Source organism: Citrobacter sp. Igbk 16 (assembly GCF_028069755.1).
Taxonomy (GTDB): Bacteria; Pseudomonadota; Gammaproteobacteria; order Enterobacterales; family Enterobacteriaceae; genus Citrobacter.
In genome coordinates this window covers 26,628-48,721 of the sequence record NZ_JANEWJ010000034.1, presented here as the reverse complement: position 1 = coordinate 48,721, position 22,094 = coordinate 26,628, and the positions used below count along the sequence as shown (strand labels likewise).

The following is a 22,094-nucleotide window of genomic DNA, read 5'->3' as shown; positions in this document are numbered from 1 at the left end:
CACACATTATATACACAAATGGCATAGCCAAGAATATTGCTATACCAATATGTAAAAAAACATAAATAGGCCGTTTTAAGGATTTTCTTAATGCCAAGCACGCGCTATGCTGATTCACGATCGGAAGCGAATATAATTCGTGATCATCTAAAGGACCGGCGGAACGGATTTTTTCTGCTAACAGTATTACTCGTACGTAGATGTGAAGTGCAACGGCAGCCCGTTGTACTGGCGTTGGTGACGTACTTCTCCTTTCTGGAAATAAGGATATTGATATGGCTGCAGTTGGAATTGTTCACAAACTCAACACGCAAATGAACCTTGAGTTTTACGCATCGAATCTCTACCTTCACCTCAGTGAATGGTGCTACGAACACAGCCTGACAGGCACCGCGACGTTTCTGCGCACTCAGGCGCAGGGTAACGTGACGCAAATGATGCGTATGTTTAATTTTATGAAAAGCGCAGGGGCTAACCCCATCGTCAAGGCCATCGATGTTCCCGGTGATGAGCTAACTTCGCTTGAAGAACTGTTTCAGAAAACGCTGGAAGATTATCAACAGCGTTCGCGTACGCTGTCGCGTTTGACGGATGAAGCCGAAGCATTGAACGACGCGCCAACCGTTGATTTTCTTCATGATCTGGAAAAAGAACAGCAGCAGGATGGCGTGCTGTTACAAACGATTCTTGATGAAGTTCGTAGCGCTAAACGCGCTGGATTGTGTATGGCGCAAACGGATAAGCATTTGCTAAACGTCGTAAACTACCAACATCACTGATACCCGATCGCGACAAATCTGCGCCTCCCGTTCTGAGAGGCGCAAAAAAACCTTTCTAAAACCTGAAACAACGGTTTATTTTAGTGAGACTCATTCTGCGGGGTGAATTTCAGCTCGATCAACGCAACCGCTTTTTGAATTGCGCGCATCGTAACGGGATCAGCCCCCGCGGGATGGCTGGAAAAGTCGATGCTTTTCAGTTGACTGGACATTTTTTCCCGAACTTCTACCGGGGCAATAACATCAATAACATCCAGGATTTGCTTGATAACCAACTGGCAGGCAACAACGTCCGAGAGCAGTTCCTGATCGGCATTCAGTGTTTGGGACATAGTGAGCTCCTTATAGAAAGGTCGTCATAGTACCCATTCAGCGCTCGAAACGGTAGCGGCGAAAGCAGTACAGCCGCGCTGAAAATAAAAAAACAGCTCCAGTTAATTTCGTTTGAGATGGCAAGCACAACATGAGTGAACATTTAGCGGTTGAAAATAAGCGGGGTCTTTCTCCGGCTGCACTACTGGTCGCCGGGGCCTTCTTTATGGAGTTCATCGATGGCACGGTGATTGCGACGGCCCTGCCCGATATGGCAAAAAGTTTCGGCGTGCAGGCCGTTGATCTGAACATCGGCATCAGTGCTTATCTGATTACGCTGGCGGTTCTCATCCCTGCCAGTGGCTGGATTGCCGATCGTTTTGGTGCCCGAAAAGTGTTTACCCTGGCACTGGCGATCTTTACCTTCGCCTCAGTCTTATGCGGACTCGCCACCAGCATTGAAGGCTTTGTGGCAATGCGCATTTTACAGGGTGTCGGGGGGGCACTGATGGTGCCGGTCGGCCGCCTCGCCGTTCTGCGTACCACGCCTAAACATCAGTTGATCACCGCGATCGCCACCCTGACCTGGCCTGCCTTAGTGGCCCCCATAATTGGCCCCCCCTTGGGCGGATTTATTACCAGTTATGCCAACTGGCGCTGGATCTTCTTTATTAATGTGCCACTGGGGTTGCTGGCGATAGCGCTGGCGCTGCGTTTTATCCCGGATATTCATGATGACGAACGTCGCCCGTTCGATTTTCCCGGTTTTATTGCCACATCGGTCGCGATGGTCAGTCTGGTATATGCGATGGAACTGCTGGGAACCCAACAGCCGCAGGGCTGGTTAACTGCGGGACTTCTGGTACTTGGAATCGCCACGTTCCTGTTTGCCCTGCGTCATTTTCGCCAAACCGCGTGGCCGATGATTCGTCTGGATGCCATGCGCGTTCCTACATTTCGTGTCACGATGTACGGCGGTTCTCTGTTTCGTGCTTCTATCAGTGCGGTACCCTTTCTGTTGCCACTGATGTTTCAGGTTGGTTTTGGTATGAATGCTTTTCATGCCGGTTCCCTGGTATTGGCCGTGTTTGTTGGCAACCTGACGATTAAACCCGCGACTACCCCGTTAATACGCTGGTTAGGCTTTAAAAAGCTGCTGCTGATAAACGGCGCGCTTAATGTGCTGGCGCTATTGGCCTGTGCGCTGATCACGCCGCAAACTCCCGTATGGGTAATTTTACTGGTGCTGTATCTGGGCGGCGTTTTTCGCTCAATTCAGTTTACCGGTGTCAGCACGTTGGCATTTGCGGATGTTCCTGCATCACAGATGAGCTATGCAAATACGCTGTTTAGTACAGCGACGCAACTGGCTGTTGGATTAGGGATTTCGTTGGCGGCTATCGGGATCCGCATCGGGGATCAAGTGAGTGAATGGTGGTCACTGGGGGCGATACCCGGCATCAGTTTCCGGCTGGCATTCGTCGCTATCGCCATGATTTGCCTGATAGGAATGGTTGATACGCTGCGGCTTACCCGCGATGCAGGAAGCGCTGTATCAAATAAGCGTCGATAAGCCCGATAGTTCAGTTCACACTATCGGGCCAACCGGGTTTAGCCAATAACTTCACGGACAAAGGCTTCAATCGCTTTGTCCTGGCAGTTTTCAAAGAAACACTGCTGGAAACGTGGACCTGAAACGGCGGTTTTCACCAGTTCAGGATCGATAGCGCGCAGGGTATCAAGATAATTTTCTTTTACTACTGCCGCTTTCACCTGGTTCAAAATCCCCGCATTACGCACCTGCGGGTCTTTCCGCTCTGGCGGATAACCTTCACCATTACGACCGGTAAACGCTTTTTCAAACATATACCGGACGTTCAGTTCAGCCCCCCAGCCAAACCCTTTCGCAAAGGCCAGCGAGAGCGCATTACCGTTGTTGATCTGCGCAAACAGGAACGCATCCGCGGGATCAAGGCAGTAGCCGCACACCACACCAGGGTGAATATTCAGTGACATCATGGCTCCCTGACCCGTACCGCAGCCCGTGACAACGAAATCAACCGCTTTTGAATTGAGCAGAATGCTGGCCATGATGCCCAGATGGATGTAAGTCAGATGGTGATCATTTTCGTCGCTCATCCCGACGTTGAACACAGGAAAACCTTTTTCATCCGCGACAGACTTAAGTTCATGGTGAATGATCGCGTTTTTGCTTGCCTGGCTGTTTTCCATCATCAATGCAATTTTCATTGTGTACTCTCCTGAATGCGCCGCGGGGGGCCCGCCGTAAGTCATGACATTTCAGTCACATTACTATTTAGCAAATCAGCTTTCAATTTTTATGAAATAAAGTTTCATAAAATATCGAGATGCTCACGGTTTTTGCGCCAGCCTTCAGATTTGACTCATAAACAGGGTGTCGTTGTGATTAATCGCAGGTGATCTTCTGGCTATTCAGGCCATTGATTAGCCGTGATGTATGTCAGGATAGCGTATCACCGATTTTTCAGAGCGATTTCATGAAGACCTTTATTCTTGCCCTCTTACCGCTCATGCTGACGGGATGCACCATCACTAAGCAGGCTCAGGTCAGCGAAGCCAGCAGCATTACCGGCGTGGTTCGTCTGACTTACAACCAGGCCATGCTACAAACAGCACGTACCGACGACTATGTTGCTCAGGGAACTGCGACAAAAGAATGTCAGCGCATGGGCTATGCCAGTGCAGTCGGATTTGGCCAGCCAGTTGCGACCTGCAGCGTTTATGCCGGTTCTCTGTGTTTGAATACCAAAATCACGCTGTCCTGGCAGTGTCACGGTGTTGCCGTACCACAAACTTCCACTTTCCATTATTAATCATTCCGACCAGCACACCTGCTGGTCATCTATTCTATTTTAATTTATATCATCAATTTAATAGCGTTAATGCGTTTTATTCCCATTCGCATTTTTAATAAATAAATTTATTATTTTACCTTTTGCAAATAATTAAATAACAAATTATAGTGGCGCCACGTCAATATATAATAACGTTCGTGGAGCAGAACCATGCTGAAAACAGAAATGATCGATAAACTGAATGAGCAAATGAATCTTGAATTATATTCATCCCTGCTCTACCAACAGATGAGTGCGTGGTGCAGCTATCACAGCTTCGAAGGTGCGGCCGCGTTTCTGCGTCGTCACGCCCAGGAAGAAATGACGCATATGCAGCGTTTGTTCGATTACCTGACGGATACCGGCAGCCTGCCGCGTATTAATACTGTTTCTTCACCGTTTGCAGAATATGCCTCCCTGGATGAACTGTTCCGTGTAACCTATGAGCACGAACAATTGATCACCCAAAAAATTAATGAACTGGCGCATGCGGCAATGACCCACCAGGATTATCCGACCTTTAATTTCCTGCAATGGTATGTTGCTGAGCAGCATGAAGAAGAGAAATTATTTAAATCTGTCATCGATAAGTTATCGCTGGCCGGTAAAAGTGGCGAAGGTCTTTATTTCATCGATAAAGAACTGGCAACCCTTGATACACAGAATTAATGCTGTTGGGTAACGGTGGCAGTTTGCCACCGTTATTCGAGAATCTTAGTGGCGGCAGATCTTGCTTTCATGCGTAGAGAAGCCGTCTTCTTTGGCAATAAACTTCCCCTTCGCCGCTAAAAATGCGACCAACTCGCCCGCCGTCATGCCTTCTGCTGAACAGGTGTGAAAACGTGCCTGCTCACCAAACCGCGCGGTAATCGCCGCCTCAAGGCTGGCATGTGAATACTGCTCACCAGATTCAATCATCATGTTGAGCACTTCGTGACCGTGAATAGATTCCATACTACCTCCTCAATAAAGCCCGTAGCCTAATGTGAACCGCACAACGCTGCTTTGCGCTAACGCAGGTTTATGCGGGCAGAGAGCAGATAAATATCATTTTTAATACATCTTAAGCCTCAGCATCTGTAAATATTAATATACAGCACTTGTAACGGTGATTTGACGAAAATAGCGTTATGCCTTAACCTGCGCCGCAGATATAACCGTTGATTATCTCTGGGACAGAGGAAAGCGTGAAAAACAGAACCCTGGGTAGTATTTTTATCGTGGCGGGAACCACGATTGGTGCCGGTATGTTGGCAATGCCGCTGGCGGCGGCAGGCGTGGGGTTTAGCGTCACGCTGGTATTGTTGGTTGGGCTATGGGCCCTGATGTGCTACACCGCGCTGTTGCTGCTTGAAGTGTACCAGCATGTACCGGCAGACACCGGGCTTGGCACACTGGCAAAACGCTATCTTGGCCGATACGGGCAGTGGGTAACGGGCTTTAGCATGATGTTCTTGATGTATGCCCTGACCGCCGCCTACATCAGTGGTGCAGGCGAGCTATTGGCCTCCAGCATCAGTGACTGGACCGGAACCAGCATCTCGCCCACCACAGGCGTATTGCTGTTCACCTTTGTTGCCGGTGGCGTGGTGTGCGTCGGGACCTCACTGGTTGATTTGTTCAATCGTCTGTTGTTTAGCGCCAAAATCATCTTCCTGGTGGCAATGCTCGCGCTGTTGATGCCGCATATTCATAAGGTGAACCTGCTTACCCTGCCGCTTCAACAAGGCCTGGCACTCTCCGCGATCCCGGTTATTTTTACCTCATTTGGTTTTCACGGTAGCGTACCCAGCATCGTCAGCTACATGAACGGCAACATCCGTAAACTGCGCTGGGTGTTTATCAGCGGTAGCGCCATCCCGTTAGTGGCCTATATTTTCTGGCAACTGGCCACGCTCGGTAGCATTAACTCGTCAACGTTTATGGGACTTTTAGCCAATCACGCTGGCTTAAACGGTTTGTTACAGGCATTACGTGAAGTCGTGGCTTCACCGCACGTCGAACTGGCCGTGCATCTGTTTGCCGACCTCGCACTGGCCACCTCTTTCCTCGGTGTGGCACTGGGGTTATTTGATTACCTGGCAGATCTCTTTCAGCGCCGTAATACTGTGGCCGGCAGAATGCAAACTGGTGTCGTGACGTTCCTGCCACCGCTGGCATTTGCTCTTTTCTATCCGCGAGGTTTTGTCATGGCGCTGGGATATGCAGGCGTTGCCCTGGCCGTTTTGGCTCTGTTGATCCCTTCCATGCTGGCCTGGCGGAGCAGAAAACACAACCCGCAGGCAAACTACCGCGTAATGGGTGGCACGCCGGCGCTGGCGCTGGTCTTTATTTGCGGCATCGTGGTGATAGCAGTGCAATTTTCTATAGCCGCAGGGCTGCTGCCTGAAGTGGGTTAACGAAGATTTTGCCTGATGGCGCTACGCTTATCAGGCCTACTATTGGCTCTGTAAAGTAAAGGGGCTTACGCCCCTTTTACTTAATGCAGGCAGCACTGTTTATATTTTTTACCGCTGCCGCACGGGCATGGGTCGTTGCGCCCCACTTTGGCATCAACTTTTACCGGGACGTTAACCGGTGTTTCCTGCGGATGTGCCATCCAGTAAGCATGCAGATCCAGAGCCGCCAGACGAATGGCATCCACGCTCTCTTCAAATGCCTCTGGTGTCAGTTTCTCCACCACTTCGAAGTTTTCTTCTGTCCCGTGTAACGCAATAGCATCAAGAGCGGGTTTCAGTGAATCAGGTAGCGTTGACCAATCCGATAACGCGACGCCTCGCATATAGCCAAAACACCACTCTTCTACGATAGTCAGCTCATGTTCTTCAATTTCACGCAGGCCGAACAGCGGTTCAAACTGCTCTGGGAACTCATCCAGACGATCGGCCGTATCCGCCATATGCTGGAACGCCAGATTCATGAAACGCGCCATTTCTTTTTCGGAGGACCAGCGCGGAACATACTGCGCACCACCCCAGATAGCGACCAGCCACTGCTCCGGCTCGATCTCATACGGTGAACTGAGCACCGCCGTCAGTAAGCCATCCAGCTCTGACACATCCAGAATAGACTTGTCCGTATTGTACTTAGTCAGCACATCATCCAGCCATTCCAGTTCGCTCTCGTTTAGTGGTCCCGTTTTCATAACGCTTTTCCTTAGTAAAAATTCTTGCCTGTGATTATCTTACATGGCTGGTGGGATAACAGATCCAAATGGGCATGAGCGGCTTACAGGTACCGCCAATTCAGGTTAACAGGAAACGAGGGGAATTCCGGTAGTTAACGCACAAAAGGGAGCATCAGCCGCCGGGCATCATACGCGGAAAACAGAACAAAACCACCCGAAGGTGGTTTATTGTGGCTCAATACGGTTCAACGTTGCGGTATACCCCGTTTTCGCCACCGCGTTAAGGAGCGTATCGGTAGAAAATCCCTCCGGGACGATAGCCTCTGCCTGCCGGGTTTTGAGCGAAGATTTGGCTTTAATCACCCCATCCGTTTCACGTAGCGCCTGATTAACCGAAATGACACATAGCGAGCAGGTCATATTTTGTATATCCAGCACCACTTTCTGATTGGCAGCCTGAGTCCACAATGGCAACAGTAGACATGCGATTAACGTAACAATCTTCACTCAAACACCTCATAAAACCAGGCCACGATCGTGGGGTAAAACAGCACGGGCAGAATCAGCGCCAACGCACACCAGTACAGAACGCGCGCTTGCTTCAGGGACAGCCATCCGGAACACCATAGTTTTTTAGAAAAGTAGAGTCGCCAGAAAACGCGTAACAATAACCCTAAGGACAGCAACATCAGGGGAATGCGCAGAAACTCAAACTGAGTGAACACGGCAAAGCTCGCCGCCGAAATACCAAACAGCAGATATAGCAGCGGTCCCACGCAACATAAGCCAGCAGTGACGGCAGCCGCGGCGGCCGTCAGTAGGGTCAATCCCGCCCCTTTAGCGTTGTTCTGTTGCGACATAGCGGTAAGAGAACGCTTTCGGGTCATAGAAATTGATGGGGTCACCGTCGACTTCAGCATACGGATAACCAAAGTTGTTCATCGCGCCCTGCTCAGTAGCCGGGTACAGTTCAAAGTCACGACCATAGTTGAAGCCAACCCAGTTCATTTCCCAGTTGCCAAACAGATAGGTATTCACCGCCTGGACGTCCGCATCCTGATGTGTTTTTTTCTCTGCCAGACGCATTTTGGTCACATCGGCCGGATCACACGGTAGCCAGCCGTAGCCAGCCAGGTAGAACTCCGCGCGGCAGTGCTGCCCCCCGCTTACATCGGCAACACCTGCACTGTCGGCTTTGCCAAAAGCACTTTTTGAGTAACGCTCCAGCTTGTTTGCTTTCCCAAGACGAATCCCGAACAATTCACGTGCAGGAATGCCGCTGGCTCGGGCCAGGGCGACAAAAACAGAGCTCATGTCGGTGCATTTGCCCTTGAGCTTCCCGCTTTTTAAAATCTCCGCGACATCCCCGGTTCCGCAGCCGATAACGTCATTATCACGCTCCATATGACTGCTCACCCACTCGTAAATCAGGCGAGCTTTTTTCAGCGGGTCTTGTTCATTACCGGTAATTTTACGCGCTGTTTCCAGGACCAGCCCATCAATCGGGGTGTGCGTTGTTGGTAACAAATATGGTTTTGCATCCAGCGGGTAAGTAATCTGTTCCGGTGCTTGCCAGTTTTTTAACGCGTCATGCTGCAGCGGTTCCCAATCGGCTGTCTCAATGTCGATATCAACCTTGATCAGCAGTTCTCCCTGCGAGTCAGGCCAACTGGCAAACAACGTTTTTGCGCCATAGACATTGTTGGTTGTGACATACGCCTGCTTATAATTGCCGCTAAAAGCAAGGTTTATCATTTGCTGGAATGCGGTATCGACTGGCAAAGGGATCCACAACTTCACGACACCACTTGAACCCTTTGGTGGGTTGAGCTTATACGTTTGCGATAGCACAAAGCGCCGACGTGCCACCGGCATGATTGCAGGCTCAGCAGCCTGTACCGTCCGGCTAACAACCGAAGGGCCGACTAAACCTGCGGCGGAAAGGAGAACGCTATTTTTGAGAAATTGTCGACGTTGCATTGCTGTCTGTCCATGTTATGAGAGTTGAGCGGCGGCGGAATAACAAACCGTAGGCGATCATCACAGCAGACAGACGCTGACATAAAAAGGCGAGTCGATGGAGGTTATTCATCAATAACAGACCTGTTAACTGTGAATGAAATAAGAAACTATGTGGCCGCCATTAAGCCACTTACCGGCGAGAAAGTACAGTAATGACGACATGAAGATCCCTCATTCTTATTAAGGAAACACCGCCGAAAACCTGTCTATATTTAAACGCAGGCACTTCACATATAGTCTCCCGCTTTCATGTTTCATACACTGAGAGGAAGTCAAAATGGCGATGAGAATACTGTCTATTGATGGCGGTGGCATCAGAGGCATCCTGCCAGGTATGCTATTAGTCGCACTGGAAAAGAAGTTACAAGATAGAGCAAAAAAACCGACAGCAAGAATCGCTGATTACTTCGATTTAGTCGCAGGCACCAGTACTGGCGCCATCCTCTGTTCTGCCTATGTGTGTCCCGACGCGACAGGAAACCCCAAATTTTCCGCTCAGGAAGCCGTCAACTTCTATCTTCAGGACGGCGATGAGATTTTTGACGTCGGTATTTGGAAAACCATCAGCTCATTAGGCGGTGTAAGTGATGAAAAATACTCGGCAACGGAACTGGAACGAGTATTAAAAACAGCCTTCGGTGATACAAAACTGAGTGAATTATTAAAACCAACCTGCTTTGTTGCTTATGATGTCAGCAGTCGTCTTCCGGTGATCTTCAAACAACACTCTGCCGTAGCCAAAAAACGGGATTTTCTGGTCCGAGATGTTTTACGTGGTACCTCCGCAGCACCAACGTACTTCGAAGCAGCACGTATTTACTCACTTCCCCCATTACCGCAAAAGTATGTTCTGGTCGATGGTGGTGTCGTGGCAAATGATCCAGCACTGTGTGCTTATTCCGAGGCGATTAAGTTTTCAAACGTCGCTGGCATCAAAGACATGATCATTGTCTCTCTGGGTACCGGTAAAAAGCTGCAGGGTTATTCATATTCAGAGGTTAAAGACTGGGGCCCCTTTGGCTGGGCGAAACCTGCTATCGATATCGCGCTCGAAGGCGGCCCGCAGATGACTGCCTACTATTTACAACAAATCGCCTCAACGGTAAAAAACGCGAAATATTACAGGCTTCAACCCGAATTATATGGTGCCGATCCAACGCTGGATAACGCATCGCGTGAGAATTTAGAACTGCTGCATAACGCAGGACTGCAAAATGCCGCGGCATTCGACAACACGTTAAATGAAATTGCCGCATTGTTAGTTAGCAACGGCGGGATTTTTAATTTTCAGGGATAAAACTGCCTCTGAGAACAGAGGACTAAGAACCTATTCCAGCAGACGTCATTGGCGCAAACAGTTTGAGCACTGCCCAGCGGCGAAATGGCAAGCAAAATAGCCCTAATGGGATAGGCTCTGAATCAGGATATATACACATGGGTGCCAAGTTTACGGGCTAATCCCTTCGCCCCCTCGCGCATTACCGTATCGTGGTTCCAACGAAATACCGGTGCCGCCAGTGGGGCAAGTATATTCATCCAGCGAATCGTGGTTCGTACATTCCAGTCGTACCTGACAACAGTTTCCCTACCGGTATCAATAAAAGACCATACCCCGCGCCCTTCAACCTCGCCGCTGGCAGCACCTTCAAGAAGAGAGTACTGCGAAATATTTAATACATTGATATCAAAGGTTAAACGATACGGAAGCACACCCTTCCAGGTGTAACGATGCAACGCTCCGACCCCCTGTATATCGCCTTTCTTGATCTCAACAACACGCTCAAGGCTGCTCCACCATTCTGGCCACTGATCCGGGTGAGAGAAAACATCCCAGACATCCTGCAGTGAAGCCTCAACCCGCCAGAGTGTGGAAAACTGATAGTCAGCCATCGCCTTCTCTCTCCCCTATGGGGTGAAAAATCTGCGGCACCTGCCTGTGCTACGAACAGGCATAATCACCTGTGAGCTGTTTTTATTATAGTGCTTAATTACACCGGCCAGGCCCACCAGAATCACCGCCTCAGCTGCCAGAAAATGGTTGTTTAGCGCCCGGATAAGAGCGTCATCAAACGCTATACTTTAATAGCCATATTATTTGTGAGTATTTATCATGAAACTGCCACAGGTATTTTCATGCGCCGTCCTTGCACTACTGCTGTTGGCGTCTTCATCTGTTGCAGCCGGTACATTGCAAAGTCAGGCTCAAAGAGAGCAAGAGTTGAGTGCTGCGTTAGCTGCCGGCAATGGCGTTATCGTGATTGGCGGAGCAGATGATTTTGCGTTTACATTCAGAGCCCGTAACCGGATCCACAGACCCTTTGCGATTCAGGATGGCATTAACGATCCCCTCATAATGAGCGGTTTTCAGAACCACAACGATAACCCCGCCCGTGATGGGTTCATGAACAACCCGGCCCGGGGAGGGTTTATGCTGAACACGCCTATACGCCGATAAACGAATGGGCTAAATCATGTTGGTGAATTGGACGTTTTAGCGGTTTTGCTTTACTGGAGGGGTATTGCGACACAAGCTACTTGCTGTCAGTAAATCTCAGGCACAAAAAAACCACCCGTAGGTGGTTTCACGACACTGCTTATTGCTTTGATTATTCTATTCTTTCCCATGGTACCCGGAGTGGGACTTGAACCCACACAGCGCGAACGCCGAGGGATTTTAAATCCCTTGTGTCTACCGATTCCACCATCCGGGCTCGGGAAGAAATTGGAGGCGCGTTCCGGAGTCGAACCGGACTAGACGGATTTGCAATCCGCTACATAACCGCTTTGCTAACGCGCCGAAATCTTCTGGCTTTCAGCCAAACATCCGCAAATGCCGATGTTTTAAATTTGGAGCGGGAAACGAGACTCGAACTCGCGACCCCGACCTTGGCAAGGTCGTGCTCTACCAACTGAGCTATTCCCGCATCACCAAGTAACTTTGTTAATCACTTGATTTTGTTATCGTCTGGCAATCAGTGCTGCCGTTCGATGCGTTGCATTCTACTTACCTGACGCAATGAGTCAACGATATTTTTCACCACTGACGATCGTTTGCTGAAATTTGCGGCGAAACGATCACTGATCAAGCAAATCTCCCCGTGCAGCGCTCAAATACTGGAACATTGACCATAAAGTCAGAATCGCGGCGACAAAGAAAAGTGCAATCCCGGCATACTCTACCCAGATATTTGGACGCCACAGCAGCCATGCCAGTGCAGCCATTTGCGATGTCGTTTTGACTTTACCGATCCACGACACCGCCACGCTACTACGCTTGCCAAGTTCTGCCATCCATTCACGCAGTGCTGAAATGATAATTTCACGCGCGATCATCGTGGCGGCAGGCAATGTCACCCACCAGCTGTGGTAGTGCTCCGTCACCAGCACCATCGCGATAGCCACCAGGACCTTATCAGCCACCGGATCGAGGAACGCCCCGAAACGCGTGCTTTGGTTCCAGCGGCGCGCCAGAAAACCGTCAAACCAGTCGGTAACGGCTGCGATACAGAAAATCAGCGCACAAACGAAGGGAGCCCAGGTGAATGGCAGATAAAACGCCAATACAAAGAATGGGATCAGAATGACGCGAAACAGCGTGAGCAATGTAGGGATATTAAATTGCATATGACGGATAACTATCTGTTGTCAGTGAAATTACCCCTATGTTGCTACAGAGGGCCTAATGTTTCAACGAGTAGAAGATCTTTTCTGCCAGAGCTTGCGAAATACCCGGCACTTTTGCAATTTCTTCGACACTGGCGTTACGAAGCCCTTGCAAACCCCCCATATACTTCAGCAACATTTGTCGGCGCTTAGGTCCAACGCCTTCGATGGTTTCCAGCGTGCTGGTGCTTTTCACCTTCGCCCGTTTTTTACGGTGTCCACTGATGGCGTGATCGTGAGACTCATCGCGGATATGCTGAATCACGTGCAACGCAGGGGAATCCGGCGGCAGGCTAAACCCCTCACCTTCCGGTTCAAAGAACAGAGTTTCCAGGCCGGCTTTGCGATCTGCCCCTTTTGCCACCCCCAGCAACAGAGGGTGCTGTTTATCCCAGGACACGTCCAGTTCAGCAAAAACAGCTTTCGCCTGCCCTAGCTGGCCTTTACCACCGTCGATCAAAATAACATCCGGGATCTTACTTTCTTCTATTGCCTTACCGTAACGCCGACGTAGTACCTGGTTCATCGCCGCGTAATCATCACCCGGCGTAATACCCGTAATGTTATAGCGACGATACTCTGCGCGCAGCGGCCCGTTAGCGTCAAAAACCACGCAGGAGGCAACGGTCTGCTCCCCCATCGTGTGGCTAATGTCAAAACACTCCATGCGTTTCACCGCAGGCAGTTTCAGCACGGATGCCAGCGCCGTCAGACGTTGGGTAATCGTGGACTGCTGGGAAAGTTTGGTGGTTAACGCCGTAGCCGCATTAGTACGCGCCAGCTTCAGATATCGGGCGCGATCGCCTCGCGGCTTCGTCTGGACGTTAATCTTCCTCCCGGCTAGCTCAGACAAAGAGTCAGCCAACAGCGTCTTATCGCTAAGATTGAAATCGAGCAGGATCTCACCAGGCAAGGTACGCACCTGGCTACCCTGTAAATAGAACTGCCCAACGAAGGTTTCAACCACCTCGCCCAGCTCCGTTCCCCCTGGCACTTTAGGAAAATAGCTGCGACTGCCTAACACTTTGCCCTGACGAATGAACAAGACGTGTACGCAGGCCATCCCGGCATCAAATGCCACGCCGATGACATCCAGATCGTCGCCAGTATTGGAAACAAACTGTTTTTCAGTGACACGGCGAACCGCCTGAATTTGGTCGCGGATACGCGCGGCCTCTTCAAACTCAAGGTTCTGACTGGCCTTCTCCATCCGGGCGATCAGTTGCGTTAACACCTGATCGTCTTTGCCGGATAAAAACAGCCGTACATAGTCAACCTGCTGCGCGTACTCTTCTTCACTCACCAGGCCGGCGACGCACGGCCCAAGGCAACGGCCAATCTGATATTGCAAACAGGGGCGTGAACGGTTGCGATAAACGCTATTTTCGCACTGACGTATTGGGAAAATTTTCTGCAACAGCGCCAGTGTTTCACGGACAGCATAACCGTTAGGAAATGGTCCAAAGTATTCACCTTTAGCATGCTTCGCACCGCGATGCGTCGCCAGACGCGGATGGGTATCGCCACTCAGGAAAATAAAGGGATAGGATTTATCGTCGCGCAGTAATACGTTATAGCGCGGTTGATACAGCTTGATGTAATTGTGCTCAAGCAATAATGCTTCAGTTTCGGTGTGCGTCACCGTGACATCAATCTGCTGAATTTGTACCACCAGCGCTTCGGTTTTACGCGACGCGAGGTTGCTACGGAAATAGCTGGAGAGCCGTTTTTTCAGGTCTTTCGCTTTACCGACATAGATAACCGTCCCGGCGGTATCGTACATACGATAGACGCCAGGCTGGCTGGTCACAGTTTTCAGAAACGCTTTAGCATCGAACTGATCGGTCACAGGCTTGTTAATGTCTCCGCATTACACAGGCCATGGCGAATTGCCAGGTGAGTCAGCTCCACATCACCATGAATGTTTAATTTACTGAACATTCGATAGCGATAGCTGTTCACTGTTTTGGGACTAAGATTCAGTTGCTCTGAGATCTCATTGACCTTCTGGCCTTTGGTGATCATCAGCATAATCTGCAACTCGCGTTCAGACAAACTGGCAAACGGGGTTTCCGTTTTCTCTGGCTCAATCTGGCTAAGCGCCATTTGTTGAGCAATATCGGAAGCAATGTAGCGCTGTCCGGAAAAAACCGAACGAATCGCACTCACGACTTCCTGAGGGGCTGCCCCCTTACTGAGATAGCCCGCGGCTCCCGCCTGCATAACTTTTGCCGGCAGCGGGTTTTCGGTATGAACAGTCAACATGATCACTTTAATGTCAGCCGAGGAACGCGCAATTTTGCGGGTTGCCTCCAGACCGCCAATACCGGGCATATTCATGTCCATCAGCACAACATCGACGGCGTTAGCGCGGCACCATTTGACCGCATCTTCGCCGCAGCACGCCTCGCCGACAACTTTAATGCCTTTTATATCTTCCAGAATGCGTCGTATCCCTGCGCGCACCAGTTCGTGGTCATCAACAAGAAAAACGTTGATCAAAGGAATATCTCCAGAATAGGGATAACGCTACCGATAGTTAATCGGTCCTATGTTAACGGGTTTTATCTCAACTTTGAAATCTAAAAAACACCCGACTTTCGATTTTGCTCTCGTTTTTGGAAATTAGATTGTACGAACCGTGGAAACTTTCATGGCTGAAGGGCTTTTGCCAGCGGTTATATCTGCATAGCTGTTTCAGAATAGTGACAAAAAATTCATATTCTTACGCCGAATGCTAAATAGGAAGGTAAGCTTGTAACAATAATTAACGAGTAAAATACTCGGAATAAACAAAGAGTGGAGAAAATATATGCACCGCAACATCTTGTTTATTTTAATCTCATTGGGTTTTGTTTGCGCAAAAAACAACCTCAGATATTTTTAGCCGAGCTTATGGTATACTCCGCCGCCTTGACGTTTGCCATCGCACTTTTTCATTGAAACATAACGAGGAAAATAAATGAGTACGCCTGATTTTTCCACTGCTGAGAATAATCAAGAACTGGCTAATGAAGTCACCTGCCTGAAGGCCATGTTAACGCTGATGCTGCAGGCAATGGGACAAGCCGATGCAGGACGCGTGATTCTTAAAATGGAAAAACAGATCGCGCTGATTGAGGACGAAACACAGGCCGCGGTATTTACCAGCACTGTTAAACAAATTAAACAGGCCTATCGTCAGTGATAAGAAACCGGCTGACAGCGATGCTCTCAGCCGGTTTTGCGTCTGACACTCAGAACGACATTTTATTCAGATAAGCCCCGTTGCGGCGGCATAACAGGCAATCTGTGTTTTGTTTGGCGCGTTAAACTTCTTCTGCATATTCTTCTGATGAAAGTTAACGGTATTTTCAGAGATCGACAGAATCATTGCTATCTCGGAAGAGGTTTTCCCCTCAGCGGTCCATTTCAGAATCTCTTTTTCGCGCTTACTAAAACGCATCTCCGGCGCCATGACCATGTCATCTTCCAGCCGCATAAGTACTGACAGACTTTCTCGTACCAGCAGTTGCATCCTGAGCTCGACTTCATCCTGCGCAAAGCGGCCATTACGCAAACTTGCGCGAGACACAGACAAAAAGCCTAGTGCCCGGTTTGGCAACATCAAGCACTGCGTCATCCCCTTGCGCAGACCGTGATTACGCGCGGCGTCCCACAACGGCTGTGCGTCACGGAACAAGGTATCATCCCACGGTAAGTGGCCCTGACTGAAGTTTTCGGGTTTCAGTACCGGATCGATAGCGAAATAATTTTCTGATTGATAATGTGCAACCCATGCTTTGGGATACGTCGTATGAAGTACCGTTTTAGGTCGGGTAAAGGGTACGGGATGACGGACACAGAGCGCATAAAAGTCGAACTCTAAGTGCTGCGTCTGATGTTGTAATTCGTTATAGACATCCTCTGCCGCCGCCATTTCCTGAAAGCGTAACAGCATGCTCCGTCGCCAGGTGAAGAAATCATGATCCTGCATACTAAGTGGTAATGCCCCTGAGATTGATAATCATCCAAATGTATGAAACAAGCTAACACATAAATGTATTTTATATATGCAAATTATCGGACAAATAAGAAATTACTTGAGTGTAACGTAACAGCCCACAATGCTGGCAGGATGAAGCAATAATAATAAAGCAGTAATTATAAATAGTTATGCAATGAGCACTCACCAAAAAACTATTTCGATGAGTGCTCTCTAACCTTTTATTGCATCAGGAACTTTTCAAGAAACTGACGGGTTCGCGGTTGCTGCGGATGAGTAAATAAGGATTTTGCAGGCCCCTGCTCCACTATCTTGCCCTGATCCATAAATATCGCCCGGTCAGCAACGTCACGCGCAAAGCTCATTTCATGTGTCACAATGACCATGGTGCGTTTTTCCTGCGCCAGCTGACGAATTGTATTAAGTACTTCGCCAACCAGTTCAGGGTCAAGTGCGGAGGTAGGTTCATCAAAAAGAATCACTTCCGGACGCATAGCCAGCGCCCGGGCAATGGCGACACGCTGCTGCTGACCGCCGGATAACCGCCGTGGATAGCTGCTCTCTTTACCCGCAAGCCCAACCTTTGTCAGAAGTTCACGCGCGCGCGCTGTCGCTTCCGCCTTCGGTTCTCCCTTCACAATGACCGGACCTTCAATAATGTTTTCCAGTACTGTGCGATGTGGAAATAAATTAAAGTTCTGGAACACAAACCCCACATGCTGGCGCAACTGGCGAATCAGTCCTTTCTGCTGGCTTAAGGAACGTGCGGTATCAATGGTAATGTCTCCGACCTTGATGGTGCCCGCCTCTGGTTGTTCCAGCAAATTAATACTGCGCAGCAACGTAGTTTTGCCTGAACCGCTCGGCCCAATAATCGCCACAACTTCACCAGGCTTAACGTCCAGATCAATGCCGTGCAGTACCGTTTGCCCGTGGAATTTTTTCACCAGGTTTCTGACTTCAATAGCACTCATTTCGGATCTCTCTCCTGGCGGTTGAGCTGTTCTTCAAAATAGTTCTGCAGCGCAGAAAGCACCGTCGCCATGACCCAGTAAATCAGCGAGGCCGCCAGATACATGGTAAACACCTCCAGCGTACGTGAAGTAATCAGCTGCGCCTGGCGGAACAGTTCCGGTACCTGGATGGTTGCGGCCAGTGATGTGTCTTTCACCAGACTGATAAAACTGTTGCTCAGCGGCGGCAATGCCACGCGTGCAGCCTGCGGTAGAATCGCCCTGCGCATCGTCTGCCACGGCGTCATACCGATACTCGCCCCAGCTTCCCACTGCCCTTTGTCAATGGAGGAGATGGCCGCACGCAGCGTTTCTGCCGCGTAAGCCGCGGTATTCAGCGACAGACCGATCATTGCAGCCGGGATCGGGTCCAGCTCAATACCAAACTGCGGCAGACCATAGTAGATCATAAACAGCTGGGCAATTAACGGTGTGCCGCGAAAGATAGAGATATAAAAGCGCGCCAGCCAGCGCACAGGTAACAGTGATGACAAACGCATTAGCGCCAGGATGAACCCCAGCACCAGGCCAAAAAACATCCCGCCGATACTCAGTTGGAGCGTAAATACCGCCCCTTTCAGCAGATACGGCAGCGAATCAATGACCAGTTGGATACTTTCTTGCATTAGTATTTTTCTACCTGGTTGTCATACATGTGGATGGTAGGCAAATAACGCAGGTGCCCCACCGGTATGAATAAAGAGGATTGGCCCTTCATCTTTAAAGCGTTTCTGGCTGATGCCGTCAATCAGGCCTGCCATCGCTTTACCGGTATACACCGGGTCCAACAAGATGCCTTCCAGACGTGCCAACAGTTTTACCGCCTCCATGCCTTCTTCATTTGGCGTACCGTAACCCGGCGCAAAATAATCATCCCACAGTAAAATATCTGCCGCCGCGGTCAGTTCCAGCTCACTGGCAATCGCCTGCTGAAGCGCAACGACTTTTGGTTTTTGGTCAGCAATGCTGCGTGAAACGGTGACACCGATAAGCTCAACGTTCGGCATCAATTGTTCCAGCCCTACTGCCAACCCGGCGTGCGTTCCTGCGCTGCCCGACGCCACCACGACGGATGAAAGTTCTACTGCACCTTCACACTGCTGAGCAATTTCCAGCGCGCTTTCGACATAACCCAATGCGCCCAACGCGTTAGAACCGCCAACCGGGATCACATACGGGCGGAACCCCTGCGCTTCAATCCGTGTCGCCAGTTCCTGAAGCTGCGCATTCGGATCGGTCAGCGCATCACACATTTCAATCTGGGTATTGAACAGATCGAGCAGCAGGCGGTTACCGTTACTGAGGTAATTTTCCGCAGTCGTGCCGATCGGGTTTTCCAACAGCGCCACACAGTGAAGCCCCAGCTTCGCCGCGACCGCCGCCGTCTGACGCACGTGGTTCGACTGGATAGCCCCTGCGGTGATCAGTGTGTCTGCGCCTTCACGCAGTGCATCCGCCGCCAGGAATTCCAGTTTGCGCAGTTTATTGCCGCCCATCGCCATCGGCGTGACGTCATCGCGTTTAATAAAAATATCGCGACCGAGATAATCAGAGAAACGCGGGAGATATTCGAGCGGCGTTGGCGCACCAATAAATTCCAGACGGGGAAAGCGCGTTAAGTTATGCAGTGGCATAGAGCCTCCGGTGTTTACTCATCATCCTGTGGGCGACAAGCAGCCCAAAAGCCTGAGAGTAGAAGTTGTTGTGATGTTCTTTTTATTATGCACGTTCAGGCGCAATGGAATAAAAAAAGGCGCTGTTAAAGGCGCCTTTTTTATCCGAATGATGATTATTTCGTCACATCCGCTCCAAACCATTTTTCGGACAGGGCTTTCAGCGTACCGTCTTTTTGCATCTCGGCAATGGCGGCATCCACAGCTTTCAGCAGATCTTCATTGCCTTTACGCAGCGCCACACCAGATTCCTGGCGGGAGAACGCTTCACCGGTCACGGCCAGTGTGTCTTTGGTTTTCTTCACCAGATCCAACGCGGCCAGACGGTCAACCAGAATGGCATCGATACGGCCTACGCGCAGATCCTGGTATTTGGTCGGGTCATCATCATAGGTACGAATATCTACGCCCTGCACGTTCTGACGCAGCCACTCTTCGTAGTTGGTCCCCAGACCAACACCGACTTTTTTACCTTTCAGGTCCGCGGCGGTCTTAATCACGCCTTCGTTACCTTTCTTCACCAGCGCCTGGATACCAGAAACCGTATACGGGGTAGAGAAATCGTATTTCTTCTTACGTTCGTCAGAAATGGTTACCTGGTTTATCACCACATCGATACGTTTGGAATCTAACGACGCCAGCATACCGTCCCATTTGGTCGGCTTGAGCGAGGCTTTCACACCCAGATGTTTAGCCAGCTCCTCGGCAAATTCCACTTCAAAACCGGTCAGTTTGCCGTCGTCACCCTGGAAACTAAACGGGGGATAAGTCCCTTCCAGCCCCACCAGCAGCGTGCCGCGCTCTTTCACTTTATTAAGCAGACCTTCGTCCGCAAATGTTTTTGCGCTCATACCCGCGACAAGTGCAACAGCCATTACACTCATCAGCGCCTGACGTCCCAGAAGTGCTAATTTCATAGTTACCCCGAATATTGTCATTAGTGACTGCTATTTATCCACAAAATCATTCGAGTTGCATCAAGGCGGCAAGCGAGTAAGTCCCCAGGAGCTTACCAGAGTAAGTGACTGGGGCGCCAACGCAGAGACAGCTTGAAGGATGACGTGTGTATGAGCGTAGTGTAGAACGTTCGCCGTAATTCACAAACACGACTCTGTTACACCTTATTCGTTTTTAATATATATCAGAACTGGCTGTCCAGGCGGATTTCTGCATATGCCCCATATGCGTATGGGCTTTAAACTGCTCATACTTACGTAGCGCAATGCGGTAGTTATTGGTGCTGGTTTCTGGCAGCCACGGGGCGAGGTTTTCGTCGAGGAACCCTTCCTGCAGCAGGTCATGAGAAATTTTTTGTTCGGTCAGATGATTGCCAAGACGACGCAGGCGAACAACATATTCGCGCACCGTACCGTGGCTCATTTCGGTTTGCTCAAACAAAAATTGTTTAAAGCCGATAATGTCAAAGAAGTCGCTTTGCTCTTTGCAATGCAAATCACCGCAGAAACGGCACAACGCCACCCACTCTTTTTTCTCTTGCGCCCATTCAGCATCATCAAGCAACGTGTCCAGGCGGGAGATGGCTATCTTATTCACAATCTGCCCGCGGCGAACCAGCGTGATCCTGTCGAGCAACTTAAAGCAATGGGCGCAATGCGTCTGGCTGTGTTTGAAATCTTTGAGGTAGCGGCTTAGTGGCCGTCTTTTTGATTGCTGCACCGTCATGAGAACTCCTGGTAGTCAATACGTTATGCGGCATTGTTCAGGGGCAAAGATTACCCCTTATAGCTTACCCAGCTTGGTGCGTAGACGTTTGATAGCCTGGCTGTGCAACTGACTGACCCGTGATTCGCCGACTTCCAGAACAGCACCAATCTCTTTCAGATTCAGCTCTTCCTGATAGTACAGCGTCAATACCAGCTTCTCGCGCTCCGGCAATGCGTCGATCGCATCCATCACGCGCTGACGGAGGTTCCCCTCAAGAAGCTGTTGTAACGGGTTTTCTTGCTGATGCTCTTCTGTCACCAGCTCAATACTATCGCCATGCTCTTCCCGCCACTCGTCGTATGAGAAGAGTTGGCTGTTATTGGTATCAAGCAACATCTGACGATACTCTTGTACAGGGATCCCCAGACGCTCCGCCACTTCTGTTTCCGTCGCGTTGCGCCCTAATTCCTGCTCCAGTTGCCCCATCGCCTGTGCCACTTCGCGGGCATTACGCCGAACGCTACGCGGCACCCAGTCCCGGCTGCGTAGTTCATCCAGCATAGCCCCACGAATACGCTGCACTGCGTAAGTGGTAAATGCCGTTCCTTGCAAAGCGTCATATCGGTCAACTGCATTCAATAACCCGATGCCGCCCGCTTGTAGCAGGTCATCCAGTTCCACGCTCGCCGGCAAGCGCACCTGAAGGCGCAATGCTTCGTGACGCACCAACGGTACATAACGCTGCCACAGCGAGTGTTTATCCATTACACCTTCAGCGGTATACAGTGAATTCACGATAAACAGCCCTGCGTTAAATGAGTTATCGGCATGATTATCCGTTTCTGCAGGGGGTTCTATCGGAGGAATAAGGCTATAAAAGAAGGGTTATTTGACTTTTGTAACGCTACAAACAAAGCCCAGGAATGCAAAACCATTAAAAATCAAACGATTAAGCCGAGAAGCTTCTGTCTAATGCTTC

At 50.0% G+C, this 22,094-nt stretch carries 26 protein-coding genes, 3 tRNA genes and 1 pseudogene; 9 read left to right on the top strand and 21 right to left on the bottom strand.

Going from position 1 to position 22,094, the window contains the following annotated elements:
- Window positions 1–275: 275 nt before the first annotated feature.
- A complete protein-coding gene (locus NNO03_RS19070) occupies window positions 276–779 on the top strand; it encodes a non-heme ferritin-like protein (RefSeq protein WP_271442707.1) in 504 nt (167 codons plus the stop codon).
- A gap of 80 nt (window positions 780–859) precedes the next feature.
- Here NNO03_RS19070 and NNO03_RS19065 read toward each other — a convergent pair whose 3' ends face one another.
- On the bottom strand, window positions 860–1,111 hold the full coding sequence (locus NNO03_RS19065; RefSeq protein WP_005127709.1) for a DUF2766 family protein: 252 nt from the start codon (window positions 1,109–1,111) through the stop codon (window positions 860–862).
- A gap of 131 nt (window positions 1,112–1,242) precedes the next feature.
- Here NNO03_RS19065 and NNO03_RS19060 point away from each other — a divergent pair, with 131 nt between their 5' ends.
- Window positions 1,243–2,664, top strand: a complete 1,422-nt coding sequence (locus tag NNO03_RS19060; protein ID WP_271450235.1) for an MFS transporter — start codon at window positions 1,243–1,245, stop codon at window positions 2,662–2,664.
- Window positions 2,665–2,702: 38 nt separating this feature from the next.
- On the opposite strand, the gene NNO03_RS19055 is transcribed toward NNO03_RS19060, so the two are convergent.
- Window positions 2,703–3,341 carry an RpiB/LacA/LacB family sugar-phosphate isomerase gene (locus tag NNO03_RS19055; RefSeq protein ID WP_061068094.1) on the bottom strand — a complete coding sequence of 213 codons (639 nt, stop codon included), beginning with the start codon at window positions 3,339–3,341 and terminating at the stop codon, window positions 2,703–2,705.
- 269 nt (window positions 3,342–3,610) lie between these two features.
- Between NNO03_RS19055 and NNO03_RS19050 the strand changes: the two genes are divergently transcribed.
- Together NNO03_RS19050 and ftnA are read left to right on the top strand one after the other, a co-directional pair.
- A complete protein-coding gene (locus NNO03_RS19050; protein ID WP_271450234.1) occupies window positions 3,611–3,946 on the top strand; it encodes a YecR-like lipofamily protein in 336 nt (111 codons plus the stop codon).
- A gap of 192 nt (window positions 3,947–4,138) precedes the next feature.
- Window positions 4,139–4,636 carry a non-heme ferritin gene (ftnA, locus tag NNO03_RS19045; protein ID WP_005127719.1) on the top strand — a complete coding sequence of 166 codons (498 nt, stop codon included), beginning with the start codon at window positions 4,139–4,141 and terminating at the stop codon, window positions 4,634–4,636.
- Between the two features lie 45 nt (window positions 4,637–4,681).
- Here the strand turns inward: ftnA and NNO03_RS19040 are convergent, their stop codons facing one another.
- On the bottom strand, window positions 4,682–4,921 hold the full coding sequence (locus NNO03_RS19040) for a YecH family metal-binding protein (protein ID WP_005127720.1): 240 nt from the start codon (window positions 4,919–4,921) through the stop codon (window positions 4,682–4,684).
- A 233-nt stretch (window positions 4,922–5,154) separates the two neighbouring features.
- On the opposite strand from NNO03_RS19040, the gene tyrP reads away from it, so the two are divergent.
- Window positions 5,155–6,366 carry a tyrosine transporter TyrP gene (tyrP, locus tag NNO03_RS19035; protein ID WP_202038372.1) on the top strand — a complete coding sequence of 404 codons (1,212 nt, stop codon included), beginning with the start codon at window positions 5,155–5,157 and terminating at the stop codon, window positions 6,364–6,366.
- 80 nt (window positions 6,367–6,446) lie between these two features.
- Here the strand turns inward: tyrP and NNO03_RS19030 are convergent, their stop codons facing one another.
- The 4 genes from NNO03_RS19030 to NNO03_RS19015 all read right to left on the bottom strand — a co-directional run bounded on the left by NNO03_RS19030 (window position 6,447) and on the right by NNO03_RS19015 (window position 9,074).
- Window positions 6,447–7,112 carry a YecA family protein gene (locus NNO03_RS19030; protein WP_271450233.1) on the bottom strand — a complete coding sequence of 222 codons (666 nt, stop codon included), beginning with the start codon at window positions 7,110–7,112 and terminating at the stop codon, window positions 6,447–6,449.
- A gap of 207 nt (window positions 7,113–7,319) precedes the next feature.
- A complete protein-coding gene (locus tag NNO03_RS19025) occupies window positions 7,320–7,601 on the bottom strand; it encodes a heavy-metal-associated domain-containing protein (RefSeq protein ID WP_271450232.1) in 282 nt (93 codons plus the stop codon).
- Complete coding sequence (locus tag NNO03_RS19020) at window positions 7,598–7,954, bottom strand: mercuric transporter MerT family protein (RefSeq protein WP_202038371.1); 357 nt, start codon at window positions 7,952–7,954, stop codon at window positions 7,598–7,600. Before NNO03_RS19020 ends, NNO03_RS19025 begins: the two co-directional genes overlap by 4 nt.
- Window positions 7,932–9,074, bottom strand: a complete 1,143-nt coding sequence (locus NNO03_RS19015) for a transglutaminase-like domain-containing protein (RefSeq protein ID WP_271450231.1) — start codon at window positions 9,072–9,074, stop codon at window positions 7,932–7,934. Before NNO03_RS19015 ends, NNO03_RS19020 begins: the two co-directional genes overlap by 23 nt.
- Before the next feature lie 319 nt (window positions 9,075–9,393).
- Between NNO03_RS19015 and NNO03_RS19010 the strand changes: the two genes are divergently transcribed.
- Window positions 9,394–10,413, top strand: a complete 1,020-nt coding sequence (locus NNO03_RS19010; RefSeq protein WP_271442695.1) for a patatin-like phospholipase family protein — start codon at window positions 9,394–9,396, stop codon at window positions 10,411–10,413.
- Window positions 10,414–10,535: 122 nt separating this feature from the next.
- Here NNO03_RS19010 and NNO03_RS19005 read toward each other — a convergent pair whose 3' ends face one another.
- Entirely contained in the window at window positions 10,536–11,006 is a 471-nt protein-coding gene (locus NNO03_RS19005; RefSeq protein WP_271450230.1) for an SRPBCC family protein, read from the bottom strand.
- Window positions 11,007–11,226: 220 nt separating this feature from the next.
- On the opposite strand from NNO03_RS19005, the gene NNO03_RS19000 reads away from it, so the two are divergent.
- Window positions 11,227–11,571: a hypothetical protein gene (locus NNO03_RS19000; RefSeq protein WP_271450229.1), complete on the top strand. Its 345-nt coding sequence runs from the start codon at window positions 11,227–11,229 to the stop codon at window positions 11,569–11,571.
- 169 nt (window positions 11,572–11,740) lie between these two features.
- Here the strand turns inward: NNO03_RS19000 and NNO03_RS18995 are convergent.
- From NNO03_RS18995 to uvrY, 6 genes are all read right to left on the bottom strand, one after another.
- Window positions 11,741–11,827 (bottom strand) — tRNA-Leu (locus NNO03_RS18995).
- Between the two features lie 12 nt (window positions 11,828–11,839).
- A tRNA-Cys gene (locus NNO03_RS18990) sits at window positions 11,840–11,913 on the bottom strand.
- Window positions 11,914–11,964: 51 nt separating this feature from the next.
- A tRNA-Gly gene (locus NNO03_RS18985) sits at window positions 11,965–12,040 on the bottom strand.
- A gap of 151 nt (window positions 12,041–12,191) precedes the next feature.
- A complete protein-coding gene (pgsA, locus tag NNO03_RS18980; protein WP_003030490.1) occupies window positions 12,192–12,740 on the bottom strand; it encodes a CDP-diacylglycerol--glycerol-3-phosphate 3-phosphatidyltransferase in 549 nt (182 codons plus the stop codon).
- Window positions 12,741–12,795: 55 nt separating this feature from the next.
- Window positions 12,796–14,628, bottom strand: a complete 1,833-nt coding sequence (gene uvrC, locus NNO03_RS18975) for an excinuclease ABC subunit UvrC (protein WP_271450228.1) — start codon at window positions 14,626–14,628, stop codon at window positions 12,796–12,798.
- Window positions 14,625–15,281, bottom strand: coding sequence for a UvrY/SirA/GacA family response regulator transcription factor (gene uvrY, locus NNO03_RS18970; RefSeq protein WP_137381533.1), 657 nt, complete (start codon window positions 15,279–15,281; stop codon window positions 14,625–14,627). The genes uvrC and uvrY overlap by 4 nt, the downstream gene beginning before the upstream one ends.
- 310 nt (window positions 15,282–15,591) lie before the next feature.
- Here uvrY and NNO03_RS18965 point away from each other — a divergent pair.
- Window positions 15,592–15,745: pseudogene (locus NNO03_RS18965) on the top strand (hypothetical protein).
- Entirely contained in the window at window positions 15,742–15,966 is a 225-nt protein-coding gene (locus NNO03_RS18960) for a DUF2594 family protein (protein ID WP_005127733.1), read from the top strand. Before NNO03_RS18965 ends, NNO03_RS18960 begins: the two are co-directional and overlap by 4 nt.
- A gap of 66 nt (window positions 15,967–16,032) precedes the next feature.
- Here the strand turns inward: NNO03_RS18960 and sdiA are convergent, their stop codons facing one another.
- The 7 genes from sdiA to fliA all read right to left on the bottom strand — a co-directional run bounded on the left by sdiA (window position 16,033) and on the right by fliA (window position 21,910).
- Window positions 16,033–16,755, bottom strand: coding sequence for a transcriptional regulator SdiA (gene sdiA / locus NNO03_RS18955; RefSeq protein WP_137381532.1), 723 nt, complete (start codon window positions 16,753–16,755; stop codon window positions 16,033–16,035).
- Window positions 16,756–16,985: 230 nt separating this feature from the next.
- Complete coding sequence (gene tcyN / locus NNO03_RS18950; protein ID WP_271442797.1) at window positions 16,986–17,738, bottom strand: L-cystine ABC transporter ATP-binding protein TcyN; 753 nt, start codon at window positions 17,736–17,738, stop codon at window positions 16,986–16,988.
- Window positions 17,735–18,403, bottom strand: coding sequence for a cystine ABC transporter permease (gene tcyL / locus NNO03_RS18945; RefSeq protein WP_061068102.1), 669 nt, complete (start codon window positions 18,401–18,403; stop codon window positions 17,735–17,737). The genes tcyN and tcyL overlap by 4 nt, the downstream gene beginning before the upstream one ends.
- Before the next feature lie 21 nt (window positions 18,404–18,424).
- Window positions 18,425–19,411 (bottom strand): D-cysteine desulfhydrase, encoded by a 987-nt coding sequence (dcyD, locus tag NNO03_RS18940; protein WP_271450227.1) that lies wholly within the window; start codon window positions 19,409–19,411, stop codon window positions 18,425–18,427.
- A gap of 155 nt (window positions 19,412–19,566) precedes the next feature.
- Complete coding sequence (tcyJ, locus tag NNO03_RS18935) at window positions 19,567–20,367, bottom strand: cystine ABC transporter substrate-binding protein (protein WP_271450226.1); 801 nt, start codon at window positions 20,365–20,367, stop codon at window positions 19,567–19,569.
- A gap of 214 nt (window positions 20,368–20,581) precedes the next feature.
- A complete protein-coding gene (gene fliZ, locus NNO03_RS18930; protein WP_040232441.1) occupies window positions 20,582–21,133 on the bottom strand; it encodes a flagella biosynthesis regulatory protein FliZ in 552 nt (183 codons plus the stop codon).
- 57 nt (window positions 21,134–21,190) lie between these two features.
- The gene (gene fliA, locus NNO03_RS18925; RefSeq protein ID WP_005127740.1) at window positions 21,191–21,910 is read right to left on the bottom strand and encodes an RNA polymerase sigma factor FliA; all 720 of its coding nucleotides are present in this window, start codon (window positions 21,908–21,910) and stop codon (window positions 21,191–21,193) included.
- Between the last annotated feature and the right edge of the window lie 184 nt (window positions 21,911–22,094).

Bases quoted from the DNA above. Each gene is read 5' to 3' on its own strand.
- NNO03_RS19065 (WP_005127709.1), bottom strand. From the start codon at position 1,111: ATGTCCCAAACACTGAATGCCGATCAGGAACTGCTCTCGGACGTTGTT.
- NNO03_RS19015 (WP_271450231.1), bottom strand. From the start codon at position 9,074: ATGCAACGTCGACAATTTCTCAAAAATAGCGTTCTCCTTTCCGCCGCA.
- sdiA (WP_137381532.1), bottom strand. From the start codon at position 16,755: ATGCAGGATCATGATTTCTTCACCTGGCGACGGAGCATGCTGTTACGC.
- NNO03_RS19070 (WP_271442707.1), top strand. From the start codon at position 276: ATGGCTGCAGTTGGAATTGTTCACAAACTCAACACGCAAATGAACCTT.
- NNO03_RS19020 (WP_202038371.1), bottom strand. From the start codon at position 7,954: ATGTCGCAACAGAACAACGCTAAAGGGGCGGGATTGACCCTACTGACG.
- NNO03_RS19005 (WP_271450230.1), bottom strand. From the start codon at position 11,006: ATGGCTGACTATCAGTTTTCCACACTCTGGCGGGTTGAGGCTTCACTG.
- pgsA (WP_003030490.1), bottom strand. From the start codon at position 12,740: ATGCAATTTAATATCCCTACATTGCTCACGCTGTTTCGCGTCATTCTG.
- NNO03_RS19040 (WP_005127720.1), bottom strand. From the start codon at position 4,921: ATGGAATCTATTCACGGTCACGAAGTGCTCAACATGATGATTGAATCT.
- tcyJ (WP_271450226.1), bottom strand. From the start codon at position 20,367: ATGAAATTAGCACTTCTGGGACGTCAGGCGCTGATGAGTGTAATGGCT.
- NNO03_RS19050 (WP_271450234.1), top strand. From the start codon at position 3,611: ATGAAGACCTTTATTCTTGCCCTCTTACCGCTCATGCTGACGGGATGC.
- NNO03_RS19000 (WP_271450229.1), top strand. From the start codon at position 11,227: ATGAAACTGCCACAGGTATTTTCATGCGCCGTCCTTGCACTACTGCTG.
- dcyD (WP_271450227.1), bottom strand. From the start codon at position 19,411: ATGCCACTGCATAACTTAACGCGCTTTCCCCGTCTGGAATTTATTGGT.
- NNO03_RS19030 (WP_271450233.1), bottom strand. From the start codon at position 7,112: ATGAAAACGGGACCACTAAACGAGAGCGAACTGGAATGGCTGGATGAT.
- tcyN (WP_271442797.1), bottom strand. From the start codon at position 17,738: ATGAGTGCTATTGAAGTCAGAAACCTGGTGAAAAAATTCCACGGGCAA.
- ftnA (WP_005127719.1), top strand. From the start codon at position 4,139: ATGCTGAAAACAGAAATGATCGATAAACTGAATGAGCAAATGAATCTT.
- NNO03_RS19055 (WP_061068094.1), bottom strand. From the start codon at position 3,341: ATGAAAATTGCATTGATGATGGAAAACAGCCAGGCAAGCAAAAACGCG.
- NNO03_RS18960 (WP_005127733.1), top strand. From the start codon at position 15,742: ATGAGTACGCCTGATTTTTCCACTGCTGAGAATAATCAAGAACTGGCT.
- NNO03_RS19060 (WP_271450235.1), top strand. From the start codon at position 1,243: ATGAGTGAACATTTAGCGGTTGAAAATAAGCGGGGTCTTTCTCCGGCT.
- NNO03_RS19010 (WP_271442695.1), top strand. From the start codon at position 9,394: ATGGCGATGAGAATACTGTCTATTGATGGCGGTGGCATCAGAGGCATC.
- fliZ (WP_040232441.1), bottom strand. From the start codon at position 21,133: ATGACGGTGCAGCAATCAAAAAGACGGCCACTAAGCCGCTACCTCAAA.
- tcyL (WP_061068102.1), bottom strand. From the start codon at position 18,403: ATGCAAGAAAGTATCCAACTGGTCATTGATTCGCTGCCGTATCTGCTG.